Raw genomic sequence first — 17,141 nt, 5'->3', positions numbered from 1 at the left:
TCACTCGGCCTTGCCGATACCGGCGTCCCAGCCGCTCTCGGCTGCTTCCTCCTCAGCCCAGGCGCGCGAACGCTCCTTGAGCTTCTCCGGAGCCCGAGACGCCTCAGCCTCGGTGTCGAAGGGGCCGACGCGGTCGGCCGATGCGGAGATCATGCCGAATTCCACCTGGCCGGTCTCCAGGTTGTACCAGTACTTCTCATCGCCGTTCGACATGGCCGATCCCCTTCTTCACGTGGTGTCATCGATCCTACTGGCGCTGAGCGTGGTCGCTAAGCTAACCAGCATGGCAAAAGCGATCGGCGTCGACATCGGCGGCACGGGTATCAAGGCAGGTCTGGTCGACCTCGAGCACGGCACCATGGCCTCGGACAGGGTACGCGTACCCACTCCTGAGGGCGCATCACCGCAGGACGTCCTGCAGGCCGTGCAGACGGTTCTGAAGACGCTCGACGTCAAGGACACGACTCTTCCCCTCGGCGTGGCGTTCCCGGCGATCGTCAAGCGCGGCAAGACGCTCTCGGCCGCCAACGTCTCGAAGGAATGGATCGACTTCGACGCCGAGCGGTTCTTCCGCGACGGGCTCGGGCGCAACATCGTCTTCGTCAACGATGCGGATGCCGCCGGCGTCGCGGAGGCCCGCCACGGCGCGGCGCGGGATGTGCGCGGCTTCACGCTGCTCACGACCCTCGGCACGGGCATCGGCTCGGCATTCCTGTACGACGGAGTCCTGCTGCCGAACACCGAGCTCGGCCACCTGAACTTCGGCGAGTACGAGTCGGTCGAGACGTATGCAGCCACCTCGGCGCGCGAGCGCGAGGGACTCAGCTGGGCGGAGTGGGCGGAACGTCTGCAGAAGTTCTACTCGCACATCGAGTTCCTCTTCAGCCCCGACCTGTTCGTGGTCGGCGGCGGAGTGTCGAAGAACGCCGGTGACTTCCTCCCGCTTCTCGACCTCAAGACACCGATCGTCCCGGCGATCCACCGCAACAACTCCGGCATCATCGGCGCGGCTTCGCTCGCCGGCGACTGATTCCCCGACCACAGAGACGACGAAGGCCCCGCCGATCCGGCGGGGCCTTCGTCCCGTCCGGGATTGCGGCGCGTCCCACCGGATCACCCGCACGGCGGCCCGGCGACGTGACACCATAGCACCCCGCCCGTCTGCGCCTCGACGGTGAGGCCGGACGGCAACGAAAGGCAGCGTCGAGATGAACGAACCATCCGAATCATCGTGGGACCGGCCGGTATCGCCGGAGACGACAGCCGGGATGGTGCCCGTCGACAGACCACAGGCGAAGAAGCTGCGGTCGCGTCACGTCACCATGATCACCCTCGGCGGCATCATCGGCGCGAGCCTGTTCGTCGGATCCGGGAACGTCATCCGCGCCGTGGGTCCGGCCGCCGTGCTGTCGTACCTCATCGGCGGCCTGCTCGTCTTCCTCGCCATGCGCATGCTGGGCGAGATGGCGGCGTCGCGCCCGGCGATCGGCTCGTTCATGGAATATGCGCGAGTGGGCCTCGGCAACTGGGCCGCCTACCTCGTGGGATGGCTGTACTGGTACTTCTGGGTCGGTGTCCTCGCCTATGAGGCGGTGCTGGGCGGCGAGACGATGGCGAGCTGGTTCCCCGCCGTGCCGTCGTGGGCCTGGTCGCTGATCCTCATCGGCATCTTCGTCGGCACGAACATCATCTCGGTGCGCGCGTTCGGCGAGGTGGAGTTCTGGCTCGCCAGCGTCAAGGTGCTCGCGATCGTCGTCTTCCTCGGCGCCGGTCTGCTGTTCGCCTTCGGCCTGTGGCCGAACTCGGAGGTGTCGATCTCCAACCTCTGGGAACACGGCGGATTCGCCCCGAACGGCTTCGGCGTTGCGTTCACCGGTGTGGCCCTGGTGATCTTCTCGTACTTCGGCACCGAGATCGCCGTCATGGCCTCCGCCGAATCGGAGGATCCCGCCAAGGGCATCCGCCAGGCGACGAGCACGATCATCTGGCGCATCCTGCTGTTCTTCGTCGGCTCGGTGCTCATCATCGTCACCGTGGTGCCCTGGAATGAACTGCCTGTGCCGACCGACGTCGCCAACGCGCCCTTCACCTACGCCCTCGAGCAGTTCGGCATCCCGGGCGCGAGCATCATCATGCAGCTCGTCATCTTCACGGCGGTGATCTCGGTGCTCAACTCGGGCCTGTACTCGGCGTCGCGCATGTTCGCGGCCCTCGCCGAGCAGGGCTTCGCGCCGAAGATCGTGGCGAAGCGGTCGGAGAGCGGCGTCCCGGTGATGGCGCTGCTCGCCTCGACCAGCGGCGGCCTGATCGCGACGCTAGTGAACTTCTTCACCCCGGGATCGGGCATCTTCGACTTCATCATGAACTCCGCGGGCCTGGTCGCACTGTTCGTGTACGTCTTCATCGCCGTCACACAGTGGCGACTCCGCCAGAAGATGACGCCGGAAGAGGTAGCGAACCTGAAACTCAAGATGTGGCTGCACCCCTGGCTGAACGTGCTCCTGATCGCGTGCATCGCCGCGGTGATCGTCGTGATGATGTTCAGCGAAGCGGGTCGCACCCAGGTCTGGACGAGCCTCGTCGCCACCGGCGTGCTCGTGCTGTTCTGGCCGCTGGTGCGACGTAACCTCGCGCGCAGGAAGCTCGAAGATTCCACGCCCCGAAAGGATCAGCCGGGGCAGGACCGTCTGGCGTGACGACCGCTCCGATGCTGTGAGCGAGAGAAAAGAGCGCCCCGGGGAACCTGGGGAATTCGCGGGGCGCTCGCCAGCATGCTGGGGACCTACTGGCAGGTGACCCAGAAGTCGCGGTCACGCGCACAACATATCAAGATAACTAGCTAAGCAAAAGACTTGCTCGGCAATGCAACTGCGATCGCCACGCTCCCCGCTCTCACTGACGCTGCGGCTCGCTCACGAACGGCTCCGTCACGAGCGGCTCCATGGCTCCCGGTCCCAGCGTGAGCACATCGCCGGGGTACAGCATCGAACCCAGACGGCTGTAAGTCATCGCCGCATAGACGTCCGTGCACAGCCGCTCCCTCACGGCGGATGGCGCATCCCCCGCCGCGACCGTGTAAGTCGAGATGAGCCCGTCTGACGTATGCGTGACCGTGCCGCGAGCGAAGTCGGTCTCGCCGTTGTCCACCGGTGCGACACCGTTCCATGTCGCGTAGAAGGTGGGTTCCTCGTCTCCCTCGCTGTATCCCGGGATCGAGATCATCGACAGCACCGTGCAGCGACTCGCCTCTGCGGGTGGGGTCGGTGTCGGCGCGGGCGTGTCGCTCGGCGTCGGCACAGCCGCGGGCTGAACGGCTGCCGTGGTCGCTGCGACCTCAGGCATCGTGGCGGTGCACCCGCTGAGCGCTGCGAGTGACAGAGCCGCGAGGAGCGCCGTGGCGGCAGGACGGTTCGACATGCCCGAACGCTATCGAGCATCCGGCCAGGAAGCCAGCGCGGCCCTGCTCAGGAGGTGGGTGCGAATGGGCCGACCTGTACGCCGGGTTCTGTTCCGGGGTTCTTCGCCCCTTCGACGGCCATCTCTCTCGGCGACACGTTGCCGTGGCACTCTAGCGGTCTACCCGAGGACTCGGCGAGCCGCGTCAACATCCTCTGTCTGACCTTGCTCCGGACGAGGTTTACCTGGCGGGCCATGTCACCATGGCCCCCGGTGGTCTCTTACACCACCCTTTCACCCTTACCCCTTGCGGGGCGGTCTGCTCTCTGTGGCACTTTCTCGCGGATTGCTCCGGGTGGGCGTTACCCACCGTCCTGCCCTGAGGAGCCCGGACGTTCCTCGGTGCGGTTGCCCGCCACGCGGCCGTCCAGTCGACCCATTCACAGCTCCAGTCTACGACCAGGCTGCGCTACTTCTCCGCCGACTCCGCGATGCGGAGATCGAGCGGCACGTCGATCGGGAAGTTGCCGAAGAGGCGGCGGGTGGCCACAGCCGCGGCCTCGCGCACCGCGTCGGCCGCAGCATCCGCCTGCTCCTGCGGGACATGCAGGATCACCTCGTCGTGCAGGAAGAAGGCCAGGTGTGCACGGGAGCCGAAGATCCCGGATGCCGGCGCTTCGCGCTCCGCGACGGGGAGCAGTTGCAGGCGATGCCTGATCTCCGCCAGCCAGATCAACGACCACTCGGCCGCGGTCCCCTGCACCACGAAGTTGCGCGTGAAGCGGCCCCAGTCGCGGGCCCGACGCCGGGCGAGGGCGACCTCGGCAGGGTCGGCATCCGCGCCCGTAGCCGCAGCCTGCATCGCCTCCGACTCCGTCGACGGGCGAGGAGACGATCGTCCCAACCACGTCGAGACGACTCCCCCGTCCTCTCCGAAACGGGCGGCGCGGTCGACGAGGGCCATCGCGCGCGGGTACACCTTGCGCAATCGAGGGACCAACCTGCCGCTGTCACCAGTGGTCGCGCCGTACATCGCCCCGAGGACGGCGTACTTGGCCTCCTCTCGCGTGGCGACCGCGCCGGACTCGACGACACCCTCATAGAGGTCCTTGCCCTGGGCCGCCCGGGCCATCGCGCGGTCACCGGCCATGCCGGCCAGCATCCGCGGCTCGAGCTGGGCGACATCCGCGACGACGAGCGTCCATCCGTCGTCAGCGCGCACGGCGGCGCGCAGATTGCGCGGCAGCTGGAGGGCGCCGCCACCCGCCGATGCCCATCGTCCCGTCACGACGCCGCCCGTGATGTAGATCGGTCGGAACCGGCCGTCGTGCACCCACTCGGCGAGCCAGGCCCACCCGTTCGCGCTCAGCAGCCGAGACAGCTTCTTGTAGGCCAGGAGCGGTTCGACCACGGCGTGGCTGTGCTGGGCGAGCTCCCACCGGCTCGTCGACTCGACCTGCACGCCGACGCGGTGCAGAGCGCGCAGCAGCTTCGGCTGGCTCTCGAGGTTGAGCGTGGGGTCGCTGAGGATCGAGCGCACCCTCTCGCCCTGAGCCACCATGCGGCTGGGAAGGCCACCCGCGATCGGTCGAGTGCCCAGGATCTCGGTGAGGATGCCGTCGTGCACGGACTCGTTCCACGGCAGGCCGGCAGCGCGCATCTCCTCGGCGATGAGGCCACCCGCCGACTCGGCCGACGTGAGCAGGGTCAGCCGCCCGTCCTTGCTGTCGCGCAGGACTCGGCGCTGCTCGCGGTACTGATCGAGCGCATCCGCCACGGGGTCGTGCGAATCGCTGTGCTCGGCGACCTCGAACAATGCCGGTGCGTCGTCGACGGGTTCGCGTCGCACCCACGATGCGGACGGTGCGAGCGGACGAGCGACGGTGTCGGTGTCGCGGAGGATCGCGTGGCAGAGCACCAGATCGTGCGATCGGCCGAGAAGAACACCCGAGGCGAGCAGCACGGGGTAGATCTCCCGGGCGCTGCGGATCACCCACCGGGGCGGATCGACGCGTTCCTGCTCGGCCACCCACACCGGCATCTCGGTCGGAGAGAGTTCTGTGCGCGCGACCTCGACATCGTCCGAGTCGAGCTCCACGGCGATGTATGCGCCGGTCGCGCCCTTGACCAGGGCGATCCGACGTTCGGTCTGGAGCCGCGAGCTCACCGCCGTCGCGCTCGCGGCGCGCGGATCACAGCCCGGATTCCTCGGTGCGCACCAGGATGCACCCGCACTCGGGGCAGGACACCACGAGGTCGTCTGCCGCATTGCGGATGTCGTTCAGGTCGGTGCCGGGGAGCAGGATCCGACATCCCTCGCACGTTCCGCGGGTGAGCAGCGCCGCACCGGCACTGTTCGCAGCGCGACGCGTGTACTCGGCGAGGAGCGGCGCCGGAAGGGTCGCCGTGACCGCCTCACGGTCGCGAGTCAACTGCGCGATCAGATCGGTCGCAGTGGCGACGTCGGCCTTGGCCTGAGCGGTGAGCGCGGTGCCCTCCGCGGTGGTCGTCCCGAGCAGTGCCTGCTGAGCGGCGACCACCGCGTCTGCGTCCTCCACGCGCCCCATGACGTCGAGCTCGATATCCTCGAGATCGCTCTGGCGCTTGGCGAGACTGGCGATCTCGTGCTCGAGAGCCTGCGCCTCCTTCGAGTTCGTCGCCGTGGCAAGTCGATCGGCGTCACGGGCGCGACGCTGTTCGACGAGCTTCACATCGGCTTCGAGACGCGTGAGCTCGGTGCGAACGTCATCGCGCACACCCGTCAGAGTCGTCAGCTCTCGGAGCTGCTCCTGACGGATGGCGACGAGCTCGGCGATGCGAGCGGCCTGCGGCGGCTTGGTGCGCGCGCGCTCAGCCTGCGCGATGCGCCGGTCCAGGTCGGCGACGTCGAGCAGGATGCGCTGGTGTTCTGGGCTGGCGTTCACGCTCTCAAATCTAGTCGCTGCCCAGCCCCGTCCATCACCCGACCTGTCCGTCGAGGTACAGCCAGCTGCGCTCCTCCCGCACGAAGCGGCTCCGTTCACGCAGCGAACCGCGCTCGGCATCCTGCCGCCAGAACGCCTCGAACTCGACCACGCCCTCTCGGTCGAAGGGTCCGCCGTCGACCCGATCGATGATCACGAGCCGCCGCCACACCACGTCGAGGTCGAGGTCGAGGTCGGTCGGACGGGTCGACGCATGCCAGGACGCCAGGAGGTACGCGGCATCCCCGATCGCGAACGCCGTGAACCGGGAGCGCATCAGGCGTTCGGCCGTCGGCGCAGCGGCGCCGCCGAGCAGCGGGCCGCAGCATCCGCCGAAGAGATCTCCGGAGCCACAGGGACACCGCTCGGCATTATCGGGGACACCGTCATCCGACGCCATCCTCTGCACCACGCTCATCGCTCCAGCGTACGCTGGCGCCATGACGGCTCTTCCTCACTTCACGGCACACAACGGCTTCGCTCTTCCGGCTCTCGGACTCGGAACATACGCGCTCGACGGCGACGCGGGTGCGGATGCGGTCACCACGGCGATCGGGGCCGGATACCGCCTGATCGACTCGGCCTTCAACTACGAGAACGAGGGGTCAGTCGGTCGCGGCGTGCGCGCATCCGACGTGGACGCCGCAGAGCTCATCGTCACGACCAAGCTCCCCGGACGCCATCACCCGCGCGCGAAGGCGCGGACGAGCATCGAGGAGAGCCGGTCGCGGCTCGGGGTCGACGCGATCGATCTGCATCTGATCCACTGGCCGAACCCGCAGCAGGACGAGTACGTGCAGGCCTGGGAGGCGCTTGTCGACGCTCAGCAGCGCGGCGTCGTGAGGCAGATCGGCGTCTCGAACTTCCTGCCGGAGCACCTCGAGCGCATCGAGCGGGAGACCGGGGTCAGGCCCGTCGTGAACCAGATCGAGGTGCACCCGTACTTCCCGCAGACCGATCAGCTCGCCTACCACCGGGAGCACGGCATCCTCACCGAAGCATGGAGTCCTCTCAGTCGGGCGAAGCAACTCATCGAGGAGAGGGTGATCGGCGAGGTGGCTGCCGCCCATGGGATCTCCCCCGCGCAGACCGTGCTCGCCTGGCATGTGGCACGCGAGACCGTCGCGATCCCGAAGGCGTCGTCGCTCGAGCATCAGGTGTCGAACCTCGCGGCCGGAGCGATGGTGCTGTCGGATGCGGAGGTCGAGGCGATCACGGCGCTCGGACGCCCCGATGGGCGACTGTTCGACGCGGATCCCGCATCGCACGAGGAGTCCTGAGGCCTCCTGAGGCGTCTCGGTCGTAGAGCCTCGGACGACGGCGCGTCACGGCTCTCAGACGCGCTGCGTCCCGAGCACTCTGAGCAGCTCGAGCTTGCTCTCGGCGTCGCTGCCCGGCGCCGCTGTCAGGACGATGAGCGCCTGGGATTCGTCCTCGGTGAAAAGCGCCTGGCAGTCGACCTCGATCGGACCGATCTCGGGATGGATCAGGACCTTGTGGTCTTCGAAGCGCCGCCTGACCTCGTGCACCTCCCACAGCTGTGCGAACTCCGGGCTGAGCGACGCGAGCTCGCGGACGATCTCGCCGGCGCGAGACCGCTCGCCCAGGGCGCCATAGGCGGATCGGAGGGAGGCCACGAGCACACGACTGTGACGCGGATGATCCTCCTCCGGGTACCGCCGGCGCTCGTCGTCCGGGTGCGCGAACCAGCGGTAGATCCCACTGCGCTCGATCCCCTCCAGACCGCTCGCGTCGCCGAGCAGAGCGCGTGCTGCGTCATTCTGGATCAGCACCTCGTCGAGCGCGGAGACGACGAATGCGGGCGTGTCGTGAAGCCGGTCGAGCACGCGGAGCATCCCCGGATGCACGTAGTCGGTGAAGATCGTGCGGTCCGGTGCGCTGTGTCCGCAGACCCGATGCAGGTAGTCACGCTCGTCGGGGGTCAGACGCAGCGCCCGTGCGAGCGAGCCGAGGATCTGCACGCTGGGCTGCGGCCCGCGCTGCTGCTCGAGCCGCGCGTAGTAGTCGGTCGACATGGCGGCGAGCTGCGCGACCTCCTCGCGTCGAAGCCCGGGGTGCGTCGACGCGCCCCCGCACCGAGGCCGACGTCGGACGGCTTCAGCTGCTCCCTGCGACGCACGAGGAACTCGGCCAGTGCTTCTCTGTCCACCTCTGCAGTATCTCGTGCTCTGCCTCGCGCATCCAGGGACGCCCGATCCCTGGATGCGCCATCTCTGGAGGGCCTGGGCGAGAGCACGAAGAGTGGACGTATGAACATCAGCGGAAACACCATCTTCATCCCCGGTGCCACGAGCGGTATCGGCCTCGCCCTCGCTCTGCGGCTCAGCGATCGGGGCAACACCGTGATCGTGGGCGGGCGTCGCGCCGAGCTGCTCGACGAGATCGCCGCGGCGAACCCGGGCATCCACACCGTCCGGATCGACACGACGGACGCCGACAGCATCCGCGCGGCCGCGCAGACGGTCATGGCCGCTCACCCCTCGCTCAACGTGGTCATCCCGATGGCCGGGATCATGCGGGTCGAGGACTGGACGTCGCCCGAAGGGTTCCTCGACGACGCCGAGGCCACCGTCACCACCAACCTCCTGGGTCCGATCCGGCTGATCGCGGCCTTCATCGAGCACCTGCGCACCATGCCGGACGCGACGATCATGACCGTGTCGTCCGGTCTGGCCTTCGCGCCGCTCCGCGTGACGCCCACCTACAACGCGACCAAATCGGCCATCCACATGCTCAGCGAATCTCTGCGTCTGCAGCTCGCCGACACGAGTGTGAGCGTGCTCGAGCTCGAACCGCCCTCCGTCCGCACCTCGCTCATGCCGGGGCAGGAGACCAGCGAGTTCGCGATGCCGCTCGACGAGTTCGTCAGCGAGGTCGTCGACCTGATCAAGACCCAGCCGGATGCGACCGAGATCCAGGTCGAGAACGTGAAGTTCCTGCGCTACGGCGAAGCACGGGGAGACTATGCGCAGGTGGTCGAGACACTCAATCGGCGCGACCCGCACGGGCACTGAGCCTGCACGGCAGTCGTCGTCGCCCGATCACAGCGCGGCGTCGACGGCCTGCTGGGCTGTCGTGTGCCGAAACTCGAAGCCCGAGCCTTCGAGCGCCCCGGGTCTGACGTCCGCATCGGAGAGCAGCAGCGAATCGGCGGCCGACCGACTCAGCGCGAGCCGGAGGGCCCAGGCGGGAGCCGGGATCCAGAACGGTCGGCGCATCCTCTTCGCGAGGGCGCGACCGATGTCGTTCGCCGAGGCACGTGTCGGCCCGGTGAAGTTGACGGGCCCCTCGAGGCGCTGGTCGATCACGTGTCGGATGCCGCGCACCTCATCGTCGAGAGAGATCCATGGCCAGATCTGGGTGCCGGGCCCGATCGGACCGGCGACCCCGAAGCGAGTGAGCTGGATGAGCGGCTTCAGCACACCCTTGCGATGGATGATCGGAGCGGTGCGCAGCAGCGCGACCGTCGTCTGCTCCCCGCGCGCAGCGCCTCCTGCTCCCATCGGACGCACAGCTGCGCCAGGAACGTGTCGCCCGCGAGCGACGCCTCGGTCAGCACCTCGCCCGGCGCCGAGCCGTAGTAGCCGACAGCGGATGCCGACACGAACGCCGGAGCATCGTCTCGCAGGGTGCGCACCGCCGTCGCGAGCGTGCGGGTGCCCGTCAGTCGGGACTCGACGAGTTCGCGGCGATACCGTCGCGTCCAAGGCAGACGCCCGACGCTCGCACCACCCAGCGCGACCACGGCGACAGCGCCCGCCAGCACATCGGGGTCGAGCTCGCGCTCCCCCGGCATCCACTGCACCTCGGAGGGATCACGCGGAGGGCGACGCACGAGGGTCGTCACCTCCACACCGTCCGACCGCAGCGACGAGGCGAGCGCCGTGCCGATCAGGCCCGATGCGCCACTGATCACGATCCGCTGCGGCATGACGACTCCCTCTGTCCGTTCATCGGACTCATTGCTCTCCGCGAGTCTGTCACGTCCAGCCCCTCCTGGCGATGTCCGGAGCGCCCGGTAGGTTGCCCGACGTGACCGAACCCGTGCAGTCGTGGTGGGCGAGACGCCAGTTCTCGCGAGGACGGGAGGTGCCCTACGAGATCGGCACCTATCGTTCGCAGTGGGCCGCCTACCCCGAACTGATCCGCCAGTACCACCCCGAACTCAATCACGGCATCGCCCTCTCGCAGGTGCCGTTGGCGGCCGATGTGCTGTTGTGCTGGGAATGCCGAGTGGGCCATCGTTTCGCCGCCACCCCCGCTGAGCAGCGCGAACGCCCCGGTCGGGTGCGCCGCCAGTCGGCGTGGTGCCCGGAATGCTCGACGCTCGCCAGGCCCCAGCCGGTCGTGCTGGGCGAAGCCCGCGCGATACCCCGGCGGCCGAAACGCCCGCTCACCCTCTGCAGCAAGACGCCCGATCTCCCCTCCGGCGAAGCCTTCTCCAGCGTCTGCGCCCCGGCACCGGCATCCGCCGCCGAGGCCAGACTCCGCGCGATGCTCGCCGCCCGCATCTCCGTCACGACCGGTGTCAACGCGATCAAAGTCTCTCGCCCGTTCTTCCGCCATACCGAGGTGTGGCCGGACATCCTGCTGCCGGAGCTCCGTGTCGCGATCGAGTACGACACGGTCGGGCGCCACGGACTCGAGCATGTCGGCACCCGCGAGCAGACCGATCTCCGCAAGGATCGCGCGCTGCGCTCCGCCGGCTGGGAGGTCATCCGGGTTCGCACCGGACGGCTCGAACCACTGGGACCCCACGATCTGCAGATGCCTTCGGTGACCGCGCGGGGAATCGATCGCATCATCGACGAGCTTCGCGAGATCCGCGGGGCGCTGATCGTCGACGCGTTCCTGACGCCGGACTGACGGTGCCGTCGGGAGCGGCACGCTCGCAGTCAGACCTCGGGGAGATCGCCCGCCTGCTTCACGACCGCATCCCACTCGGACTGCAGGAAGATGGCCTCGCCGGCGGCGACGATCTGGGCGTTGTCGTTCGGCCCGAGCTCCGGCCGCATGGTGAGTCCGCCGACCTCGAGGCTCGGGATGCTCTGCTTGATGCACTCGACGCTGCCGCGCACCAGCAGCTCCGCCGTCTGCTCCGGTGTCGTCGCGGCGCCCATCACGGCATCGTCATGGGCGATGAGGATCACCTGCCATTCGGGCTGACGTTCGTCAGGATCCAGCGTGTACTGCAGCAGCCCCTGCGGCGCGGCCTCGACCACGATGACGATCGACCCCGCGATCGGCTGCTCGCCTGCGTTCGTCCCCATAGCGGTTCCCCTGACCCGGGCGTCCCCACGCCCGCTGTCCGCTCAGGGTACTGCGAAAATATCTCGCCGAACGCCTTACGGCAGTCCGATCTCAACCGATATATCAACACGGGGAGCGAAGGAGAAGGATCTTGACCAGCACCTACATCGAGACGGGCGGACACGTCCGCGTCTACGACGACGCCGTCCGCACGCATCATGAGTTCCCTCTCGGCACCTATCGGGTGCACTTCACCTCGAAAGAGGGCTTCAGCCTGATCAAGATCGACGACCTCACCGTCGGCACCGAGCGCGTCTACGGCGGCCGAGACAGGAAGGTCGACAAGATCTTCCGGTCCTACGCCCTCTCGGACCGCAGCCTGGGCGTGATGCTCTCCGGCGACAAGGGGATCGGCAAGACGCTGTTCCTTCGCATGGTCGCCGAGGAGGCCCTCGAGCAGTGCCTGCCCGTCGTGATCGTCTCAGAGGACAACGACGGCATCGTGGAGTTCCTGGACACCCTCGACGAGTGTCTGATCATCTTCGACGAGTTCGAGAAGATCTTCCCCGCTGGCCGCCGCGGGGGCGCAGAGGGAGGCAATCGACAGAACCAGTTCCTGTCCCTGTTCGACGGCCTCTCGTCCGTGAAGCGCATCTACTGCCTCACGGTGAACGACATCAGCGACGTCAGCACGTACATCGTCAACCGCCCCGGCCGGTTCCACTACCACATGCGATTCGAGTACCCCGGTCCCGACGAGGTGCGCCAGTACCTCATCGATCAGGCCCCCCACGCGGACCCGGACGAGATCGAGAACGTCGCACTGTTCTCGCGTCGCGCTCGCCTCAACTACGACCACCTCCGCGCCATCGCCTTCGAACTCGAGCAGCCGGACGCACTGTTCGCGGACGTCGTGGAGGATCTCAACATCAAGGCGGTCGAACCGAGCACCTATCGCATCGAGGCTCGCTTCCCCGACGGCAAAGTGTGGTCGGATGAGGTCGAGATGAACCTCTTCGAGCGCGGCGACGTCGGTCGCACGTTCGAGCTGCGCCACGCGACACGGTCGATCTTCGCCTCGTTCGTGCCGAAGGATCTCATCTTCGAGCCGGACGGCGGCATCTTCGTGCCGATCCACAAGCTCGAGCTGCTCGATGATGAGGATGAAGAGCCCGAGGTCTACCCGACGACGGTCAGTCTCATCCTGGTGGGTCAGCCCAGCTACGGCTTCGGTCTCTGACGGCCCTGCGGCCACGCGCGTGCGCGCGACGGATCAGACGCCGACCGCGTGCGACAGTATCGCGCGCGTGAACCGCTGACCGCCGGCCGCGAGGCGCTCGAAGTACGCGTCCAGCGCCGACGCGGAGGACCGCGCTGCCGGTGCTGCCTCACGCTGAGGGGTGTCGGCGTAGTGCCGATCCAGCGCATCTCGAAGCATGCGCACCGCTTCCGCACGCTGCTGCGAGACGGCGGCGTGGGAGACGCCGAGCTGCTCCGCGAGATCCTTGACCGTGCGGTCCTCGAAATAGATCGCCGTGATGATCGCCCGCTTGCGCTCGGGCAGCGCGTCGACGGCGCGCCGCAGGAACTCGTCGCGCTCGGAGGCGATCGCGAGCTCCTCGGGCAGGTAGCCGGTCCACACGATCTCCGGCGCGTCCGGCGCATCGAGACTCGTCAGCAGACGCTCGGCGTCGGCGAGCCCTTCGCGCGCGACGGCGGTGTCGACGCCCATGGCTGCTGCGATCTCCGCCACAGTGGGCGTGCGACCCAGGGCGGCCGTGAGTGTCTGTCGGACCTTCGTCGTCTGCTTGGCTCGCACCCGAACATCTCGAGGCGCCCAGTCCATCGACCGCAGCTCGTCTTTCAGCGCCCAGTTGACGCGTCCTCGAGCGAACGCGCCGAAGGGCACGCCGAGGGTCGCGTCGAACTTCTCGGCGGCGCGGACCAGCGCGAACGCACCGGCAGAGGCGAGGTCGTCACGGGAGACATGCGTGAGTCGAGACGCCACATATGCCGTCGCCGCACCGACGATGTGCAGGTGATCGACCACGAGCTGGTTGCGGGCACGCATAGGCATCGGATTCGCCTCTTTCACTGTAAGTGCAAGCCCTCCCCAGCGACTCACAGCGCGGCCTCTCCCCAGTGGCCAGAACTACATCTGACTACAGACTAGGGGTGCGACGGGCAAGAAATATCCCCGGAGGCCAAAACCCCCGGGGATTCTCGTTTACGTTCAGATAACGATGACTAATCGTTCACCTTGACGCGGCGGTTCACCTCGCGCGTCGCGGAGAACTTCAGCACGGTGTAGTCGTTGACCTCGGCGTCTCCGTCGTCCTTCGCGAACTGCACCCGGTGCCCCTTGTGCGTCTGCGGATAGAACTTGCCGAAGTTGGTGAGTGTGACCGTGTTCCCGCGGCCCACGAGGTCGAGGAGCTCGTCGATCATCGCGTTGTACGCCGTCTGTGCGGCCTGAACCGAGATGCCACCGCGTCGTGCGAATCTCTGCACGAACTCCCGCTTGCTCACCCGATTCGTCTCGAGCGTCCTTGATGTGCTCATGTCGTCTTCCGTCCCATGGAATGTCGCTCGTCACCGAGCGTCGTGCGCTGTACCCCTACCAACCGCATCCATGACGTGCCCCAGGTCCCGATCTCCTGCGACGACGCCGGGATCCCGCCAGTACCCCAGCCTGTGCTCTTAGAGGATAGATGCTCTTCCTTGGTATATGCGGTGAATCTCGGAATTTTCCCCCTGCCGGGAGTCCACCTGTCGAAAGAGCCGTCGAACGTCACGCCCTGCTCAGGCACCCAGCAGGGCGCGGATCGGGTAGCGCTGATCCTCGAGGATCGCCTGTGCGGCACGGCCGGATCCGGTGTGGATCAGGATCGGCGCACGCAGGTTGATGTACACGCCGTCGGCAGAGGGGTTCGCCACGACGAACACCCGAATCTCCGACTCGTCGGCGGCGCCGATCTCGGACCGCACGTCCGCGGGGATGCTCGGCTCGTAGCCGTAGTCCCCGGATCGCGGGTCGAGGAGGAACAGGCGGACGTCGGTATCCGTCGCGCGCAGCGCGTGCAGGCCCTCCGCTCCGTCGATCTGCTCGAGGGTGAAAGACGTGTGCGGAGCGAGTCCGGGCATCGGCGAAGCGAACTCGACGTCGACCGTCGCCGTCGTCCGGTCAGTGGGTGCGCTCATCGCAGGAACTCCATCAGATTGGTCTGCAGCGAGCGGGCCGTCACCTGCAGGGCGGATTGGAACACGAGCTCGGCCGACTGCAGGTGCACGAGTACCTCGAGACTGTCGACGTTCTCGACCTCGGCACGGCGCGCTTCGAGGTCGATCGACGAGGAGAGATTCTGCGCCGACGCCCGCTCGATCTGCACCTGACGAGCGCCCGTGGATCCGCGAGCCGCGGTGACGTCCTTCAGCCGCGCATCGATGTCGCCGAGACGCGAGCCGACCTCGGCACCGCTGCGCAGTTCCGCCGCGATGTCGTTCAGCAGGGCGAAGGCGCTGTCGGCCCCTTCGCCGAACGCCTGAGCGCCGTCGAAGTCCACGCGCACGGTCTCGTTCTCGCTGATGCGGCGATGCACGCCGTCGCCCGCGCCGCCGTTGAAGCTGAAGGTGGTGGGATCGAACGCGGCTCCCGCATCGCTCGTTCCCGCGAAGACGCTGCGGCCGAGCACCCTCGTGTTCGCCTTGGCGAGCAGCTCTGCGCTGATCGACTCGAGCTCCTGGGCGATCGACTCGCGAGCGGTCGGGCTCAGCGCGCCCGAGTTCGCTCCCTGTGCGGTGAGATCACGCGCGCGGTTGAGCAGATCGGCGCTCGCGCCGAGAGCGGTGTCGACCGTGGTCACCCACGCCATCCCGTCGCTGAGGTTGCGGGCGAACTGAGCGACGCGCGCCTGATCACCGTGCACACCGAGCGCCGTGGCCGCGGCGGCCGGATCGTCGCTCGGCGAGCGGAAGGCGCGCTGCGACGCGGCCTGATCCTGCAGCCGTGCGCGATCCGCGAGGTTGGTCTGCAGTGTGCGCAGCGACTGCTGCGTCATGGTGCTGGTCGTGATTCGACCGATCATTTCACTCTCCCCAGAGTCAGCGGCCGACGAGGCCGGTGCGGTTGATCAACAGATCCAGTGCCTCGTCGACGGCCGTCAGAACGCGAGCCGCCGCCTGGTATGCGGTCTGGTAGGTCAGGAGGTTGATCGTCTCCTCATCGCCGTCCACCGAGGCGTTCGACTGCTGCGCGGTGACCGCCGCGACCGCGCCCATATCGGCGATGTCCGCGCGCTGCAGATCCCCGGCGACGGCGACTGCGAAGCCGGTGACGAACGTCGACCACGTCTTGCTGGGCCCCGCCGCAGATGTCCCCAGCGCACTGATGCGGTCGGCGATGGTGGTGTCCTTCGCGCCCGCACCCGGCGCTGCCAGTGCCAGCTGATCGAGTCCCGTCGGGACGACACGGAGTCCCAGCGCCGCCGGACCCGAACCGTCGAGCGCGAAGAAGTCGCCTCCGGCCGCTCCCGACGAGGTGACGCCGGTGCGGTGCACATCGTTCACGGCGGTCGCGAGCGCGGTCGCCGTCTCGTTGTAGGCGACCGCGACACCGGCGAGCGTCCCCCCGTCGGACGCGGGGGCCAGAGCGCTGATCGTGCCGCCGACGACGCCACCCGTGATCGGCACCGCGAGGTTCGGTCGATCCGCCCATGAGACGGTGATCCGACCTGCGTCCGCGATGTCACGCGGTCCGCTCGCGACGAGCGCTCGGCTGCTGTCGCCCGACACGAGCGCATTGCCGTCGACGCGAAGAGTCAGTGTGCCGTCCGGCTCGACGATGCCCTTCGCACCGACGGCCGACGAGAGCTGCTGGGCGAGGACGCTGCGCTGGTCCATGAGCTCGTTGGCGTTGCGCCCCGATTGCAGCGCCTCCCTGATCTGTCCGTTGAGAGTGGCCACCTGGCTCGCAGCGGCGTTGACGTCGGCGAGCTGACCGTCGACCTGACTGCGCAGGTCGTTCCACTGCCCCGCAATGGTCTGGTAGCCCTCCGCGATCTGTCCGATGAGCACGTCGGCATTCGAGAGCACGACCTGCGCCGCTGCCGGATCCGGCGTGTTGGCGAGGTCGGACCAGCCCGACCAGAACCTGTTGAGGTTCGCGGCGAGACCGTCCTTCGTGGGTTCGGCCAGCACGTCCTCTGCGCGGCTCGCTGCCGTCGCACGAGCCGACCAGAAGCCGGAGGTCGACAGCGCGTCGCGCACACGGGCATCGAGGATGTCGTCGCCGAGCCTCGCGATCCCGGTCACGCCCACTCCCCCGCCGATGGCGATGCCGGATGGCCAGAGCCCCGTCTGCCCCGGCGCCGAGAGCGAGGTCTGCTCCACCCGCTGGCGCGTGTAGCCCGGAGTCGTCTGGTTGGCGATGTTCTGACCCGTGACGGTCATCCCCGCGCGTGCGGCCGAGAGCGCGGATTCTGCGAGGCGGAGCCCTGCGAAGGAAGACATGGT

The 17,141-nt window shown here is 67.9% G+C and carries 18 protein-coding genes, 1 other RNA gene and 1 pseudogene; 6 read left to right on the top strand and 14 right to left on the bottom strand.

Annotated elements, in window-relative coordinates; all coding sequences use genetic code 11:
• Complete coding sequence (locus tag ACZZ93_RS01525) at positions 1-213, bottom strand: hypothetical protein (RefSeq protein ID WP_053096290.1); 213 nt, start codon at positions 211-213, stop codon at positions 1-3.
• Between the two features lie 70 nt (positions 214-283).
• On the opposite strand from ACZZ93_RS01525, the gene ppgK reads away from it, so the two are divergent.
• Both ppgK and ACZZ93_RS01515 read left to right on the top strand, forming a co-directional pair.
• Positions 284-1,030, top strand: coding sequence for a polyphosphate--glucose phosphotransferase (gene ppgK, locus ACZZ93_RS01520; RefSeq protein ID WP_053096292.1), 747 nt, complete (start codon positions 284-286; stop codon positions 1,028-1,030).
• Between the two features lie 178 nt (positions 1,031-1,208).
• Positions 1,209-2,696 carry an amino acid permease gene (locus ACZZ93_RS01515; RefSeq protein WP_463510343.1) on the top strand — a complete coding sequence of 496 codons (1,488 nt, stop codon included), beginning with the start codon at positions 1,209-1,211 and terminating at the stop codon, positions 2,694-2,696.
• A gap of 196 nt (positions 2,697-2,892) precedes the next feature.
• Here ACZZ93_RS01515 and ACZZ93_RS01510 read toward each other — a convergent pair whose 3' ends face one another.
• The 5 genes from ACZZ93_RS01510 to ACZZ93_RS01490 form a co-directional block, all read right to left on the bottom strand.
• A complete protein-coding gene (locus ACZZ93_RS01510; RefSeq protein ID WP_400341057.1) occupies positions 2,893-3,417 on the bottom strand; it encodes a hypothetical protein in 525 nt (174 codons plus the stop codon).
• Between the two features lie 61 nt (positions 3,418-3,478).
• Positions 3,479-3,835, bottom strand: an RNA gene (gene rnpB, locus ACZZ93_RS01505) — RNase P RNA component class A.
• A 30-nt stretch (positions 3,836-3,865) separates the two neighbouring features.
• The gene (locus ACZZ93_RS01500) at positions 3,866-5,563 is read right to left on the bottom strand and encodes a bifunctional 3'-5' exonuclease/DNA polymerase (RefSeq protein WP_463510342.1); all 1,698 of its coding nucleotides are present in this window, start codon (positions 5,561-5,563) and stop codon (positions 3,866-3,868) included.
• Between the two features lie 25 nt (positions 5,564-5,588).
• Positions 5,589-6,320, bottom strand: a complete 732-nt coding sequence (locus ACZZ93_RS01495; protein ID WP_463510341.1) for a zinc ribbon domain-containing protein — start codon at positions 6,318-6,320, stop codon at positions 5,589-5,591.
• A 34-nt stretch (positions 6,321-6,354) separates the two neighbouring features.
• Positions 6,355-6,777: a YchJ family protein gene (locus ACZZ93_RS01490; protein ID WP_463510340.1), complete on the bottom strand. Its 423-nt coding sequence runs from the start codon at positions 6,775-6,777 to the stop codon at positions 6,355-6,357.
• Between the two features lie 22 nt (positions 6,778-6,799).
• On the opposite strand from ACZZ93_RS01490, the gene ACZZ93_RS01485 reads away from it, so the two are divergent.
• On the top strand, positions 6,800-7,639 hold the full coding sequence (locus ACZZ93_RS01485; RefSeq protein WP_463510339.1) for an aldo/keto reductase: 840 nt from the start codon (positions 6,800-6,802) through the stop codon (positions 7,637-7,639).
• Positions 7,640-7,693: 54 nt separating this feature from the next.
• On the opposite strand, the gene ACZZ93_RS01480 is transcribed toward ACZZ93_RS01485, so the two are convergent.
• On the bottom strand, positions 7,694-8,584 hold the full coding sequence (locus ACZZ93_RS01480; RefSeq protein WP_463511715.1) for a helix-turn-helix transcriptional regulator: 891 nt from the start codon (positions 8,582-8,584) through the stop codon (positions 7,694-7,696).
• Between the two features lie 45 nt (positions 8,585-8,629).
• On the opposite strand from ACZZ93_RS01480, the gene ACZZ93_RS01475 reads away from it, so the two are divergent.
• Positions 8,630-9,394: an SDR family oxidoreductase gene (locus ACZZ93_RS01475; protein WP_463510338.1), complete on the top strand. Its 765-nt coding sequence runs from the start codon at positions 8,630-8,632 to the stop codon at positions 9,392-9,394.
• Positions 9,395-9,421: 27 nt separating this feature from the next.
• Here the strand turns inward: ACZZ93_RS01475 and ACZZ93_RS01470 are convergent.
• Positions 9,422-10,311 (bottom strand): annotated as a pseudogene (locus tag ACZZ93_RS01470) (TIGR01777 family oxidoreductase).
• A gap of 101 nt (positions 10,312-10,412) precedes the next feature.
• On the opposite strand from ACZZ93_RS01470, the gene ACZZ93_RS01465 reads away from it, so the two are divergent.
• Positions 10,413-11,246: a zinc-ribbon domain-containing protein gene (locus tag ACZZ93_RS01465; protein WP_463510337.1), complete on the top strand. Its 834-nt coding sequence runs from the start codon at positions 10,413-10,415 to the stop codon at positions 11,244-11,246.
• Between the two features lie 29 nt (positions 11,247-11,275).
• Here the strand turns inward: ACZZ93_RS01465 and ACZZ93_RS01460 are convergent, their stop codons facing one another.
• Positions 11,276-11,650, bottom strand: coding sequence for a hypothetical protein (locus ACZZ93_RS01460; protein WP_463510336.1), 375 nt, complete (start codon positions 11,648-11,650; stop codon positions 11,276-11,278).
• 131 nt (positions 11,651-11,781) lie between these two features.
• Here ACZZ93_RS01460 and ACZZ93_RS01455 point away from each other — a divergent pair, with 131 nt between their 5' ends.
• Positions 11,782-12,870 (top strand): AAA family ATPase, encoded by a 1,089-nt coding sequence (locus ACZZ93_RS01455; protein WP_053096315.1) that lies wholly within the window; start codon positions 11,782-11,784, stop codon positions 12,868-12,870.
• Between the two features lie 33 nt (positions 12,871-12,903).
• Here ACZZ93_RS01455 and ACZZ93_RS01450 read toward each other — a convergent pair whose 3' ends face one another.
• The 5 genes from ACZZ93_RS01450 to flgK form a co-directional block, all read right to left on the bottom strand.
• Positions 12,904-13,707, bottom strand: coding sequence for a sigma-70 family RNA polymerase sigma factor (locus ACZZ93_RS01450; protein ID WP_053096318.1), 804 nt, complete (start codon positions 13,705-13,707; stop codon positions 12,904-12,906).
• A 170-nt stretch (positions 13,708-13,877) separates the two neighbouring features.
• Complete coding sequence (locus ACZZ93_RS01445; protein ID WP_053096320.1) at positions 13,878-14,192, bottom strand: HU family DNA-binding protein; 315 nt, start codon at positions 14,190-14,192, stop codon at positions 13,878-13,880.
• Between the two features lie 240 nt (positions 14,193-14,432).
• A complete protein-coding gene (locus ACZZ93_RS01440; RefSeq protein ID WP_463510335.1) occupies positions 14,433-14,831 on the bottom strand; it encodes a flagellar assembly protein FliW in 399 nt (132 codons plus the stop codon).
• Complete coding sequence (gene flgL / locus ACZZ93_RS01435; RefSeq protein ID WP_072591334.1) at positions 14,828-15,715, bottom strand: flagellar hook-associated protein FlgL; 888 nt, start codon at positions 15,713-15,715, stop codon at positions 14,828-14,830. Before flgL ends, ACZZ93_RS01440 begins: the two co-directional genes overlap by 4 nt.
• Positions 15,716-15,731: 16 nt before the next feature.
• Entirely contained in the window at positions 15,732-17,138 is a 1,407-nt protein-coding gene (flgK, locus tag ACZZ93_RS01430) for a flagellar hook-associated protein FlgK (protein WP_463510334.1), read from the bottom strand.
• Positions 17,139-17,141: the final 3 nt, after the last annotated feature.

The organism is Microbacterium sp. AC026 (assembly GCF_979258475.1).
The sequence above is the reverse complement of the archived record's forward strand: the minus strand, read 5'-3'. Positions and strand labels throughout refer to the sequence as shown.

Excerpts from the sequence above, each read along its gene's own strand:
- ACZZ93_RS01450 (WP_053096318.1), bottom strand. The coding sequence starts at position 13,707 with ATGCCTATGCGTGCCCGCAACCAGCTCGTGGTCGATCACCTGCACATC.
- ACZZ93_RS01485 (WP_463510339.1), top strand. The coding sequence starts at position 6,800 with ATGACGGCTCTTCCTCACTTCACGGCACACAACGGCTTCGCTCTTCCG.
- ACZZ93_RS01460 (WP_463510336.1), bottom strand. The coding sequence starts at position 11,650 with ATGGGGACGAACGCAGGCGAGCAGCCGATCGCGGGGTCGATCGTCATC.
- ppgK (WP_053096292.1), top strand. The coding sequence starts at position 284 with ATGGCAAAAGCGATCGGCGTCGACATCGGCGGCACGGGTATCAAGGCA.
- ACZZ93_RS01515 (WP_463510343.1), top strand. The coding sequence starts at position 1,209 with ATGAACGAACCATCCGAATCATCGTGGGACCGGCCGGTATCGCCGGAG.
- ACZZ93_RS01475 (WP_463510338.1), top strand. The coding sequence starts at position 8,630 with ATGAACATCAGCGGAAACACCATCTTCATCCCCGGTGCCACGAGCGGT.
- ACZZ93_RS01510 (WP_400341057.1), bottom strand. The coding sequence starts at position 3,417 with ATGTCGAACCGTCCTGCCGCCACGGCGCTCCTCGCGGCTCTGTCACTC.
- ACZZ93_RS01440 (WP_463510335.1), bottom strand. The coding sequence starts at position 14,831 with ATGAGCGCACCCACTGACCGGACGACGGCGACGGTCGACGTCGAGTTC.
- flgL (WP_072591334.1), bottom strand. The coding sequence starts at position 15,715 with ATGATCGGTCGAATCACGACCAGCACCATGACGCAGCAGTCGCTGCGC.
- ACZZ93_RS01490 (WP_463510340.1), bottom strand. The coding sequence starts at position 6,777 with ATGAGCGTGGTGCAGAGGATGGCGTCGGATGACGGTGTCCCCGATAAT.
- ACZZ93_RS01445 (WP_053096320.1), bottom strand. The coding sequence starts at position 14,192 with ATGAGCACATCAAGGACGCTCGAGACGAATCGGGTGAGCAAGCGGGAG.
- flgK (WP_463510334.1), bottom strand. The coding sequence starts at position 17,138 with ATGTCTTCCTTCGCAGGGCTCCGCCTCGCAGAATCCGCGCTCTCGGCC.
- ACZZ93_RS01525 (WP_053096290.1), bottom strand. The coding sequence starts at position 213 with ATGTCGAACGGCGATGAGAAGTACTGGTACAACCTGGAGACCGGCCAG.